Genomic DNA, 12,355 nt, shown 5'->3' with positions numbered 1-12,355 from the left:
GAACCGTATGGCAACGCACCGACACACTTCAATCACAGGCCCGAGGGTGTCGGATAACCGCCGGGCCGCCCACCGGCCCCGATGTGATCTACATGACTAAAACGGTGACCTGGGCGGGCGGGTGCCGGTGCAACCACCACCACCCGACCGGCCCTGCCATGACACCCACCGGCGCGTCGGCAGATAGTGTTCTCTACGTGGCTGCTTCCCAACGAGTGCGAACCCGGGTGCCCGCGCCGCAACGTTCGATCGTGCCGTCGGTGCCGGGAATCCCGGCGGGCGCGGCGGTCCTGATCGCGGTTGCCTGCACGTTCATGGGCTTCCTGATCGACGTCTCCGGTGACGGCACCGAGCTGACCGGCTCGTTCACCGTGTTCTACGTCATCGGTTGCGTCGCGGCCGTGCTCGCTGTGCGGCTACGCGGCCTGTTCACCACGATGGTGTTGCCGCCGCTGCTGCTGTTCATCGCGGTACCGCTGGCCTACCAGCAGCTACTCGGACGTCCCTCGACCTCGATCAAGGACGTTCTGCTCAATCTGGCGATCCCGCTGGTGCACCGTTTCCCGACCATGGTGGTCACCACGGTGATCGTGCTGTGCATCGGTGGCGCGCGGATCGCGCTGGACCGCGCCGAACGCGCCGCCGAAGGCAAATCCCAGGCCCGTCGCGGCACCAGCTGGGGCCGCAGCTCGGTGCAGCAGCGTCCCCGCGGCGGGAAGAAGAGTTCGGAGTCGCTGCAGGGCACCGCCCGCAAGCGCGGCAGGCGCGCGCCGGCCCCCGACGATTACGACGCCCCGGAAGCCACCCCGCGCCCGCGGCGCCAGAGCAAGCGCCCGCAGCCGGTCGCCGAGAATCCGCCCCGGCTCGCGACCGCGGCACGTTCACGTGAAGGACGTCCGCGCGGTCCGGCCCGCCCCACTCCGGCACCACGACCGGATGCCGAGCCGGCCCGCGGCGGCGCGGCTCGCCGCCGCAACGAACCGCCCCACCCCCAGCCGACGGTTCGCTACCGGGATCGCGACTCGGGCCGCATCGAACGCCGCGGACCCGACGTCCGCTGATATCACCGCGCCGACCGGCAGTACCAGGCGACTGCCGGAATGCGACTCAGCGACGCGACTCGCGCAGCTCTCGCGGCAAGGCGAACACCAGCGTCTCGTTGGCCGTGGTCACCGGCTGCACGTCGCCGAAACCGTGGCCTTCCAGCATGTCGAGCACACCGCGCACCAGGATGTCTGGCACCGAGGCGCCCGAGGTGATGCCAATGGTCCGCACGCCTTCCAGCCAGGCGGGGTCGACCTCGCGGGCATAGTCGACCAGATGGGCGGCCCTGGCACCGGCGCCGAGCGCGACCTCGACCAGCCGGACCGAGTTCGACGAGTTGCGCGAGCCGACCACGATCACCAGATCGCATTCGGGCGCCATCGCCTTCACCGCCACCTGGCGGTTCTGGGTGGCGTAGCAGATGTCGTCGCTCGGCGGATCCTGTAAACCCGGGAACCGGTCACGCAGCCGCGACACCGTCTCCATCGTCTCGTCGACGCTCAGCGTGGTCTGCGACAGCCAGATCACCTTGGATTCATCGCGCACGCTGACCTTGTCCACCGCATCCGGGCCGTCGACCAGCTGCACGTGGTCGGGTGCCTCACCGGCGGTGCCTTCGACTTCCTCATGACCTTCGTGGCCGATCAGCAGGATGTCGTAGTCGTCGCGCGCGAAGCGCTTGGCCTCCTGGTGGACCTTGGTCACCAGCGGACAGGTGGCGTCGATGGTGCGCAGGTTGCGGGCGGCGGCGGAGGCGTGCACTGCTGGGGAGACGCCGTGCGCGGAGAACACCAGCAGCGCGCCCTCGGGGACCTCATCGGTCTCGTCGACGAAGATGACGCCACGGTCCCGCAGGGTCTCCACCACGTGCCGGTTGTGCACGATCTCCTTGCGCACGTAGATAGGGGCGCCGTGCTTGTCGAGCGCCTTTTCCACGGTTTCCACCGCGCGGTCGACACCGGCGCAGTAGCCGCGGGGCTCGGCCAGCAGCACTCGTTTGTCGCCGTCGGCACCTCCCGCGCCGTCGGAGCGGACAGAGCGGGCGATTCCGACATTCAACGGTATTGCCGAGGACATGCCCACAGGATACGTGCGCGCGATGGCACCCATCCCGGCGGATGCGAGCGAGATAACACGACAAACGTCGATCCTCTTTTGCACATCGCACCATTTCGGGCAGGCTAGGACCATGTTCCGACCACCGTTTCTGGCCCGCGTCGCCGCCGGTGCCGCCGTGTATGCCATCGAGGAGACTCGACGGCTACCCACCGCGGCGGTGAATTTCCCGATCACCGCGATCAGCCAGCTGCTCCAGACCACCATGCACGTCCAGCAGTTCGTCACCAGCCTGGCGCTCAAGGGTGATGCGGTCTTCGACCGGATCACCCCCCGCGCCGTCGACCAGCCGGCCTGGGCCACCTTCGACGAGGACGACACGCCTGTGCAGCCGTCCCCCGCCGCGTTCGGCCGGGCAAGGACCAGCAGCTTCGACAGTTTCGGTGGCGACTCCGAGCTGGCCGAATTCCTCATCACCGAGACGCTCGCCAATGCCAGGACCGGGCACAACGGTCACGCCGCGACGGTGCGCAGCCTGCATGAGCCTGCCGACACCGAAGCCGAGCGTGCCGCCGACGCCGAGCCGACCACGGAAGCGGCCACCACCGCGGCCGACGTTGCCGAGCCCGCGACCGACGAGCCGGAGGTCGCCGAGCCGGAGGTCGCCACCCGCTACGACTACGCCAACATGACGCTGGCCCAGCTGCGCGCCCGGCTGCGCATGTTCACCCTCGACGATCTGACCGCCCTGCTCGACTACGAGCAGCGCACCCAGGCCAGGGCACCCTTCGTCACCATGCTGACGAACCGGATCGCCACCGTCCGGGCCCAGTGACCGAACCCTCTTCGACACCGACGGCCGGCCGGGACACTCCCGGCCGGCCCGAACGCGCCGCGCCCGCCAACTCCGCCGACCAGCCGTGGCCGGTGCGCTCGGTCTCGATCAAGGTCGCCCAGTGGATCGATCGGCTGGGCAGCGTCTGGGTGGAAGGCCAGATCACCCAGATCTCGATGCGGCCGGGTACCCGGACCGCCTTTCTCGTTCTGCGCGACCCGTCGGCCGACATGTCGTTGTCGGTGACGTGTGATCCCGCGCTCATCCGTAACTCCCCGGTCCCGCTGCAGGAGGGCAGCCGGGTCGTGGTGTACGGGAAGCTGTCCTTCTTCACCGGCCGTGGCACGCTGTCGTTGCGTGTCACCGAGATCCGCGCCGTCGGTGTCGGCGAGCTGCTGGCCAGGATCGAACGTTTGAAGGCACTGCTGGCGGCCGAGGGCCTGTTCGATCCCCGGCTGAAACGGCCGATTCCGTTCCTGCCCACCACGATCGGGCTCATCACCGGGCGCGCCAGTGCCGCCGAACACGATGTGCTGACCGTCGCACGAACCCGGTGGCCCGCGGTGCGTTTCGAGATCCGCAATACCGCCGTGCAGGGACCGACCGCCGTGCCCCAGATCATGACCGCGCTGTCCGAGCTGGACCGCGACCCGTCGGTCGATGTGATCGTGCTGGCGCGCGGCGGCGGCAGTGTCGAGGATCTGCTGCCGTTCTCCGATGAGGCACTGTGCCGGGCCATCGTCGCCGCGACCACCCCGATCGTCAGCGCCATCGGACACGAACCCGACAACCCGCTCAGCGACCTGGTCGCCGATGTGCGCGCCGCCACCCCGACCGATGCCGCCAAACGGATCGTGCCGGATGCCGCCGCCGAACTGGCCGGGGTGCGTGAACTGCGCGCCCGCTCGGCCGCAGCGCTTCGCGGCTGGGTGGACCGCGAGACCCGCGCACTCGACCAGCTGCGTTCCCGGCCGGTACTCTCCGATCCGCTGCGCGAACTGCGTCATCGCGTCGACGAGGTGGAACGGCTGCGCACCTCCGCCCGCCGCTGCGCCGAGCACCTCATCCACGCCGAATCCACCACCACCCGGCACCTGCGCGAGAAGCTGACCGCGGTCGGCCCGGCGGCGACCATGTCCCGCGGCTACGCGGTGGTCCAACGGGTCACCGGCCAGGAACGTCATGTGGTGCACAGCATCGATGACGCACCGGCGGGCAGTCAGCTGCGCGTCCGCGTCGCAGACGGCGCCATCTCCGCGGCCGCCCTCGGCACGACCCCGCTCGGCACCCGTGCAGCGCCACCGGATTCCGACCGGACCGACTCCACCCACTGACCGCGTCGCCAGACCACACACCCGACCGAGAGGACCGATGTTGCCCGAGCCCGCCGAGGACCAGCCGACCGACGATCAGGCCGAGATCGCCACCTTCGGCTACGAACGTGCCCGTGACGAGCTGGTCAACGTCGTCAGGATGCTCGAGCAGGGTGGCCTCGACCTCGACGAATCCCTGACGTTGTGGGAGCGCGGCGAAGCCCTCGCCAACCGCTGCGAACAACATCTGGCCGGTGCGCGTAAACGTGTCGAGGACGCGCTGTCGCGCGCCGAGGTCGACGGCGAGTAAACGATCTTCGGGTCTACTTCTTCGGCAGCGGGGCAGCTGCCGTGACAGCTTCGGCGAGTGTGGTGAACGCTGCCTCGTCACCCGCGCCGCGGATCAGCACCCTGGACTGGCCGAAGTCGGCGATCCACGCCGATTCTTCGCCGGGTTCGTCGTAGACGACCCACTTCTGCGCGCCGATATCCCGTGTGCCGCTGGCATATCGGGAACCGAGGGTGTGCCGGGCGAAGGCGACCTCGGTGGCATTGCTCTGGTTGAGCTCCATATAGGTGCCCGCCGGGGTGATGTAGCCGATGGTGCTGACGGTGCCGCCGCCTTGTTCGGTGATGGTGTCGCGGCTACCCGAGTTCGGCGTCCAGCCCTCGGGCACGGCCGGCGCACGGATCGGGAAGCTCAGATTGGCGGCGTCGGATTCCAGCGCGGTCTTCGCGTCGAAGCTGGGGATCTGGCCCTGTGTCGGACCGTCGGCGGAGAAGCTGCACTGGCTGGCCAGCCCCGCGAAGACCACGGCGATCAGCGCCAGCGGGATCAGCGACCAGAACAGATCCCGGTAGTCGTTCATGATGCGTGGCTTTTGGTACGACACGCTCCCCAGTATCCACTCGCGACGGCGATCACACCGGCACGGCCCCGTCCCATGCCAGGTGTGCACGGGTGCCTGCCTGCCGAATGAGACAATGCCCAGCGTAAGTACGAGCCAAGGAGGCACACCGCTATGACGGCATCTTCGCCCGCCCCGAGCCGCCGCGAGGCGCCCGACCGCAACCTCGCACTGGAGTTGGTCCGGGTCACCGAGGCAGGTGCCATGGCCGCAGGCCGCTGGGTCGGCCGCGGCGACAAGGAAGGCGGCGACGGTGCGGCCGTCGATGCCATGCGCCAGCTGGTCAGCTCGGTGTCGATGCAGGGCATCGTGGTCATCGGCGAGGGCGAGAAGGACGAAGCGCCCATGCTCTACAACGGTGAGCTGGTCGGCAACGGCGACGGCCCCGAGGTCGACTTCGCCGTCGACCCGATCGACGGCACCACCCTGATGTCGAAGGGCTCGCCCGGAGCGATCTCGGTGCTCGCGGTCGCCGAACGTGGCGCGATGTTCGATCCGTCCGCCGTGTTCTACATGCACAAGATCGCTGTCGGCCCCGACGCCGCCGGTGTGATCGATATCTCCGCCCCGATCGGCGACAACATCCGCAAGGTCGCCAAGGCCAAGAGCTCCTCGGTCTCCGATCTCACCGTCTGCATCCTCGATCGTCCGCGCCACGCCGAGCTCATCCAGCAGGTGCGCGATGCGGGCGCGCGCATCCGTCTGATCTCCGACGGTGACGTCGCGGGTGCCATCGCCGCGGCCCGACCCGATTCGGGCACCGACATCCTGGTCGGCGTCGGCGGCACCCCCGAGGGCATCATCGCCGCCGCCGCGATGCGCTGTATGGGCGGCGAACTGCAGGGCATGCTCGCGCCGAAGGACGAGGAGGAGCGCCAGAAGGCGGTCGACGCCGGTCACGATCTGGATCGCGTGCTGAGCACCGAGGATCTGGTGTCCGGTGAGAACGTCTTCTTCTGCGCCACCGGCGTCACCGACGGCGATCTGCTGCGCGGCGTGCGCTACTACGGCGGCGGTGCCTCGACCCAGTCGATCGTCATGCGATCGAAGTCCGGCACGGTCCGCATGATCGACGCCTACCATCGTCTCACCAAGCTGCGCGAATACTCGTCGGTCGATTTCCACGGCGACGACGACGCCAACCCGCCCTTGCCGTAATTTTTGGCAGCTCCTGCGGCGCTGCGTGTTCGCGGGCTCTGTCTGATTGCGGCGCCTACGGCGCCGCGTGTTCGCGGCCCCCTTGGGTCTCGCGTCTCCGCTGCCACTGCTTGCCTTCGGCTTGCGCAGCGGCAGCGGAGACGCGAGACGGGCCGCGAACTCTATGTTCGGTCTCGCTTCGCTCGAAAATTGAGTTCGACCGACCGGGTGCGTCGGGTCGGGTTCGGCGGTTGTCCGCACATTGCCCGGCGCTGCGTCGGGTGATGTGGCTCGCGCGCTTCGGTCCCTGTGCCGATCCTCGGTTCCATATCCGAACTCTCATACGACGAAACTCGGGCCACACAGCAATCGCTCAGCGTGTCGTTTAGTTCACATTCCTCCGGGTAATATCCGCGTGGGTACCAGCTCAGTAATGGTCGCGCGTTCAGTTCTCTTGTTCGCCAAGGCTTTGCCGAGCGTCGGCTCCGGTTTGCGCGTGGCATCACCGCGGCTCCGCGGTGACCGCGTGTGACCACTCCCGAGAGGATGGACATGCACCAATTCGCTCGACGTACCGCCGGATTCGCCATGGCGATCGCCGCTTCGGGTCTGCTCGTAGCCGGCTGTGGCGACGATGACTCCGATACCGCGAACGACACCGTCGGCTCCATGACCTCGATGATGGCCCCCGGCGAAACCGGCCCGATGGGCCCTGGCGAAACCGGGCATATGGACCACGACGGTTCCGCGACCGGAACCGCGATGCCAACCGGCACCGCAACCGGCGGTGAGACTCCCGGCGCCATGGGCGAGACCAAGATCAACACCCCGAACGGCGAGATCGTCGTTTCCGATGTCATCTACACCAAGTACGTCGAGACCGGCGGCCCGGACAGCCCGCTCGGTGCGCCGGAGGAAGCCGAGGAGTCCGGCCCCAACGGTGGCCGCTACCAGGACTTCGTCGGCGGCACCATCTACTGGAGCCCGGATTCCGGCGCCCACATCGTTTGGGGCGATATCCGTGAGACGTGGGAGGAGAACGGCGGCGCCAACGGCACGCTCGGCTACCCGGTCACCGATGAGGAAACCACGGCAGATGGCGGCAAGAAGAGCGAGTTCACCGGCGGCACCATCGTCTGGGTGAACGGTCAGACCACCGTCACCGAGAAGTAGACACGCGCAGGCCGGGCACCTCGCAGGTGCCCGGCCGGATGCCGCGCCCCGCGCGCCCGGGCGCGATACCCCCGTGCTCCCCCACGTGATCCACGCAACGGCTAGGTTGGTGCGGTGCAAACTCTCTTGACCGATCGCGAACTGCTCGAGTCGCTCGCGGTGGAGGTGGAACTGAACCTTCGCCGCCATATCGAGGCCGCCGACGGCTGGCAGCCGCACGATTATGTGCCGTGGGACGACGGCCGCAACTTCGGCTTCCTCGGTGGTACCGACTGGGAACCGGATCAGTCCGAACTGAGTGAGGTCGCCAAGCTGGCGCTGACCGTCAGCGTGCTGATCGCCGACAATCTGCCCTCCTACCACCGTGAGATCGGCAAGTACCTGCGTACCGGCTCCTGGTGGCGCTGGGTCGGCCGCTGGACGGCCGAGGAGAATCGGCACGAGATCATGATCCGCAACTACCTCATGGTGACCCGTGCGGTGGATCCGGTGGAGCTGGAGCGGCTGCGCATGGATCACATGACCAAGGGTTTCCGCCGCGCCCCGCTGCATCTGCTCGACGTGCTGGCCAACGCCGCGTTCGAGGAAGCCGCCTCGGCCGTCAGGCACCGCAATACCGCCGCACTGAACGAGAACCCGATCGTCACCTCGATCAGCGAGCGTATTGCCGTCGATGACGAACTGCAGGCCGAGTTCTTCGCCGCCCTGATCGACGCCGCTTTCGCACAGGCCCCCGATCAGACCATGCGCGCCATCGCCGACCGTATCGCCGACTTCCACGTCCCGACCGTCGCGCTGCCGGACGGCCGCAGTAGCGATGAAGTGCTGGCGGAGGCGGGCATCTACGATCCGGCCAAGGAAGGCGAACTGGTCTTCGCGCCCCTGTTGAAGCGCTGGAATGTGTTCGATCGCACCGATCTGGGGCAGGTAGGCGAGGCGGCGCGCGCGGAGCTGTCCGACCTGCGCGGCTGAGTAACCCGGGTTTATCCCCTGGTCAACCGCGATCCCGGATATCGTGGACGGGTTGACTGCACAACCCTGAAATCCGAAGGAAGGTGAGAGCAATGTTCCTCGACGTAGTAGCGGCACTCTTCAGCTTCATCGGCGAACTCATCGGGATCTCCTCCGAATGAGCACCGCGGCCCGTTCGATGATCGTGTGATCATCGAACGGGCCGCTTCAGGTCTCGGGTGCGCGACAGCTACTTCTTCTCGTCCACCTTTGCCATGGCCAGCACATCAAGGCGGCGATCGAGCTCCTCTTCGGTGAGCTTGTCGCCGATCAGACCGCGGTCGATCACGGTCTGCCGGATGGTCTTCTTCTCCTTCAGCGCTTCCTTCGCCACGGCGGCGGCCTCCTCGTAGCCGATCGCGGAATTCAGCGGCGTCACGATCGACGGCGACGATTCGGCAAGGGTGCGCAGATGCTCCTCATTGGCGACGAGCCCGCGCACACAACGATCGGCGAACAACCGAGACACGTTGGCCAGCAGGCGAATCGACTCGAGCAGGTTGCGTGCCATCACCGGGATGTAGACGTTCAGCTCGAAGTGACCGTTCGCGCCGCCGAACGCGACGGCCGCGTCATTACCGATCACCTGCGCCGCGACCTGGGTGACCGCTTCGGGCAATACCGGGTTCACCTTGCCCGGCATGATCGAACTGCCCGGCTGCAGATCGGGCAGCTGGAGTTCGGCCAGGCCGGTGAGCGGACCCGATCCCATCCAGCGGATATCGTTGGCGATCTTGGTCACGCTGACAGCGATGGTGCGCAGCGCACCCGAGGCCTCGACCAGCCCGTCCCGCGCGGCCTGCGCCTCGAAATGATCCTCGGCTTCACGCAGCGCATCGATACCCGTGGTGCGTACCAGCTCGGCGACGACCAGCCCGCCGAAACCCTCCGGCGCATTGAGGCCGGTGCCGACCGCGGTGCCGCCGATCGGGAGCTCACCCAGCCGCGGCAGGGTCGCCATGATGCGGTCGATACCGGCCGCGACCTGCCGGGTGTAGCCGCCGAACTCCTGGCCGAGGGTCACCGGAACCGCGTCCATCAGATGGGTGCGACCGGACTTGACCACGGTCTTCCACGCAAGCGATTTGTCCTGCAGCGCCAGCCGCAGATGGTCCAGCGCGGGCACCAGATCCGCGATGACCGCCTCGGTGGCGGCAAGGTGCGTCGCGGTCGGGAAGGTGTCGTTGGACGACTGCGACATGTTCACATCGTCATTGGGATGCACGTCGACGCCGTTGGCTTTGGCGATCGAGGCGATCACCTCGTTGGCGTTCATATTGGAGCTGGTACCCGATCCGGTCTGGAAGACATCGATCGGGAACTGGTCGTCGTGGCGGCCCTCGGCGATCTCGGTGGCGGCGGCGATGATCGCGTCGGCCTTCTTCGCGTCCAGTAAACCGAGATCGCGATTCACCTTCGCGCACGCGGCCTTGAGCAGCCCGAGCGCACGAATCTGCGCACGTTCCAGGCCGCGGCCGCTGATCGGGAAGTTCGTCACGGCCCGCTGGGTCTGCGCCCGCCACAGTGCGTCCACGGGAACGCGGACTTCACCCATGGTGTCGTGTTCGATGCGGTATTCGGTCTCGTCGCTTCGCTCACTCATAGTCCGACCATATGCCGCGCCCGCCCCACGTGGGGAAGCCACGCCTGACGCTTATCTCACAGGCGCTCGGCACCCGTCGACGGAATAAGTGTGGCGGCCGCCGGTCGCTTCAGCGCACAGGAAACAACAGACCCCCGGCCACTTCGGGCCGGGGGTCTGCGTCCGCTTCGATCAGGCGTTGGGTCCGTACTCCTCCAACATCTCCGTCACCAGCGCGGCGATCGGGGAACGCTCGCTGCGGGTGAGGGTGACATGGGCGAACAATGGGTGACCCTTCAGCTTTTCGATCACTGCCGCGACACCGTCATGCCTGCCGACGCGCAGGTTGTCACGCTGGGCCACATCGTGGGTGAGCACCACCCGCGATCCGGTGCCGAGCCGGCTCAACACCGTCAGCAGCACATTGCGTTCCAGCGACTGCGCCTCGTCGACGATCACGAACGAGTCGTGCAGCGAACGGCCACGAATATGGGTGAGCGGCAACACTTCCAGCATGTCGCGGCTGAGCACCTCCTCCATGACCTCGCGACTCGCCAGCCCGTCGAGGGTGTCGAAGACGGCCTGCGCCCACGGGCCCATCTTCTCGCTCTCGGAGCCGGGCAGGTAGCCCAATTCCTGCCCGCCGACCGCGTACAGCGGACGGAACACCACCACCTTGCGCTGAGTCCGCCGCTCCAGCACCGCTTCCAGGCCCGCGGTCAATGCGAGCGCCGACTTACCGGTGCCTGCCCGCCCGCCCAGCGAGATGATGCCGACACTCTCGTCCAGCAGCAGATCCAAGGCGATGCGCTGTTCGGCCGAGCGACCGTGCAACCCGAACGCCTCTCGCTCCCGGACCAGCTGAACCCGCTTGTCCGGGGTGACCCGGCCCAATGCGCTGGAGCTGGTGCCCAACAGCCGGATCCCGGTGTGGCAGGGCAGTTCCCGTGCCTCGTCCAGATCAATGGAGCCCTCGCTGTAGAGCGCGTCCACCCGATCGGTGGTGACGTCGAGTTCCACCATGCCCGCCCAGCCGGAGGTCACCACGTCCTGTGCGTGGTACTCGTCGGCCTGTAGACCCACCGAACTCGCCTTGACCCGCAACGGGATGTCCTTGGACACCAACACCACGGTGCGGCCGTCGGCGGCGAGATTGAGCGCGCAGGCCAGGATGCGGGAATCGTTGGTGTCGGTTCGGAATCCGACCGGTAGCACCGTGGGATCGGTGTGGTTCAGCTCCACCTGCAACGTGCCGCCGTCGGTGCCGATCGGCAGCGGCTCGTCGAGCCTGCCGTACTGCACACGCAGATCGTCGAGCATGCGTAGCGCCTCGCGGGCGAACCAGCCGAGCTCATGGTGATGCCGTTTGCCTTCGAGTTCGCTGATCACCACCAGCGGGAGCACGACGTGGTGCTCGCCGAAACGGGTGACCGACCAGGGATCCGACAGCAGAACCGAGGTGTCGACGACAAAGGTTGTGGTGCCTTTCTTCACGGTGCGAGAGTTCGCCGATGGGGCGGAAACGGAGCGTGTTGTAGTCACGGTGGGCTCCTTTTGTGTCTGCGCGGCACCCGCATCAGACAATCTCGCTGGACCGGTCCGTCCTGAGGGATCCGACGCCGGCTGCGTCAGATGCCACGAGGGCCGGGTGCCGGCCCCCTCGTACTGAATGGCTCAGTCACGGTCAGGACCTCCCGCGCGAGCCACAACGACGCGACCCGCATCAACGACGCTACCGCCGATCCCGGGTTGCGCGCTCGGAGACGGACAGGCGTGTCGGTGAATTCGTCGTTAACGACGCGCCCTGACCGGCTTTCGACGCAGGTCAGCGAGTTTTCCGGGCCGGTGTGCCTGAGCAGTAGCCGATGCTCCCACGGGCGACGATACGGCGGCCAACGACGTCGGGGGTGTGCGATTTCGCCACGCGAGCCCTCATCATGCCGTCGGCGGATTAGAGTCGTTTCATGGCCGGTAACGAGGATCTGCAGCAGCTGTCGTCCAAGGAACTGCACGACCGCGCGGTCAGGCTGGCCGTGCGTCGCGGCGACATCAAATTCCTGTGGAAGCTACTCACCCGCATACCCGCCGCCGAGGCCACCGCGGGCAAGTCCGGCGAAAGCGAAGCCGACATCAAGTGGGTCCTGCCGCTGATCGACGACTACGTTCACGCCGGAGACGGCGATCTGGCCGAAGCCCTGCGCCCCTTCTACCTCGACTACCTCACCCAGCACGCCTGACCTGGGCAAGCGCGCATCCCATCCCGTGTACCACTCACCGGGACGCACCCAACCTGCCG

The 12,355-nt window shown here is 67.4% G+C and carries 12 protein-coding genes; 8 read left to right on the top strand and 4 right to left on the bottom strand.

The window, feature by feature from the left end:
* The first annotated feature begins 197 nt into the window (after positions 1-197).
* Positions 198-1,061, top strand: coding sequence for a DUF6542 domain-containing protein (locus GV792_RS26210; RefSeq protein ID WP_256673886.1), 864 nt, complete (start codon positions 198-200; stop codon positions 1,059-1,061).
* Positions 1,062-1,107: 46 nt separating this feature from the next.
* Here the strand turns inward: GV792_RS26210 and GV792_RS26205 are convergent, their stop codons facing one another.
* Positions 1,108-2,121: a 4-hydroxy-3-methylbut-2-enyl diphosphate reductase gene (locus tag GV792_RS26205; protein ID WP_163827496.1), complete on the bottom strand. Its 1,014-nt coding sequence runs from the start codon at positions 2,119-2,121 to the stop codon at positions 1,108-1,110.
* 112 nt (positions 2,122-2,233) lie between these two features.
* Between GV792_RS26205 and GV792_RS26200 the strand changes: the two genes are divergently transcribed.
* The 3 genes from GV792_RS26200 (at position 2,234) to GV792_RS26190 (ending at position 4,558) form a co-directional block, all read left to right on the top strand.
* Complete coding sequence (locus GV792_RS26200; RefSeq protein ID WP_163827494.1) at positions 2,234-2,935, top strand: lipid droplet-associated protein; 702 nt, start codon at positions 2,234-2,236, stop codon at positions 2,933-2,935.
* Positions 2,936-3,027: 92 nt separating this feature from the next.
* Positions 3,028-4,269 (top strand): exodeoxyribonuclease VII large subunit, encoded by a 1,242-nt coding sequence (gene xseA, locus GV792_RS26195; RefSeq protein WP_163838319.1) that lies wholly within the window; start codon positions 3,028-3,030, stop codon positions 4,267-4,269.
* 37 nt (positions 4,270-4,306) lie between these two features.
* Positions 4,307-4,558, top strand: a complete 252-nt coding sequence (locus GV792_RS26190; protein ID WP_163827490.1) for an exodeoxyribonuclease VII small subunit — start codon at positions 4,307-4,309, stop codon at positions 4,556-4,558.
* Between the two features lie 13 nt (positions 4,559-4,571).
* On the opposite strand, the gene GV792_RS26185 is transcribed toward GV792_RS26190, so the two are convergent.
* Positions 4,572-5,141 (bottom strand): DUF4245 domain-containing protein, encoded by a 570-nt coding sequence (locus GV792_RS26185; protein WP_163827488.1) that lies wholly within the window; start codon positions 5,139-5,141, stop codon positions 4,572-4,574.
* A 129-nt stretch (positions 5,142-5,270) separates the two neighbouring features.
* Here GV792_RS26185 and glpX point away from each other — a divergent pair, with 129 nt between their 5' ends.
* The 3 genes from glpX to GV792_RS26170 all read left to right on the top strand — a co-directional run bounded on the left by glpX (position 5,271) and on the right by GV792_RS26170 (position 8,438).
* Entirely contained in the window at positions 5,271-6,314 is a 1,044-nt protein-coding gene (glpX, locus tag GV792_RS26180; RefSeq protein ID WP_163827486.1) for a class II fructose-bisphosphatase, read from the top strand.
* 531 nt (positions 6,315-6,845) lie between these two features.
* Entirely contained in the window at positions 6,846-7,466 is a 621-nt protein-coding gene (locus tag GV792_RS26175; protein ID WP_163827484.1) for an LGFP repeat-containing protein, read from the top strand.
* Positions 7,467-7,580: 114 nt separating this feature from the next.
* A complete protein-coding gene (locus GV792_RS26170) occupies positions 7,581-8,438 on the top strand; it encodes an acyl-ACP desaturase (protein ID WP_163827482.1) in 858 nt (285 codons plus the stop codon).
* 229 nt (positions 8,439-8,667) lie between these two features.
* Here GV792_RS26170 and GV792_RS26165 read toward each other — a convergent pair whose 3' ends face one another.
* Together GV792_RS26165 and GV792_RS26160 are read right to left on the bottom strand one after the other, a co-directional pair.
* Positions 8,668-10,080 carry a class II fumarate hydratase gene (locus GV792_RS26165; protein WP_163827480.1) on the bottom strand — a complete coding sequence of 471 codons (1,413 nt, stop codon included), beginning with the start codon at positions 10,078-10,080 and terminating at the stop codon, positions 8,668-8,670.
* A 171-nt stretch (positions 10,081-10,251) separates the two neighbouring features.
* Positions 10,252-11,601, bottom strand: a complete 1,350-nt coding sequence (locus tag GV792_RS26160) for a PhoH family protein (RefSeq protein ID WP_163827478.1) — start codon at positions 11,599-11,601, stop codon at positions 10,252-10,254.
* Between the two features lie 422 nt (positions 11,602-12,023).
* Here GV792_RS26160 and GV792_RS26155 point away from each other — a divergent pair, with 422 nt between their 5' ends.
* A complete protein-coding gene (locus GV792_RS26155; protein WP_163827476.1) occupies positions 12,024-12,296 on the top strand; it encodes a hypothetical protein in 273 nt (90 codons plus the stop codon).
* Positions 12,297-12,355 lie beyond the last annotated feature (59 nt).

It is taken from the genome of Nocardia cyriacigeorgica (assembly GCF_010868145.1).
Classification (GTDB): domain Bacteria; phylum Actinomycetota; class Actinomycetes; order Mycobacteriales; family Mycobacteriaceae; genus Nocardia; species Nocardia cyriacigeorgica_D.
This window is presented reverse-complemented; position numbering and strand designations above follow the sequence as displayed.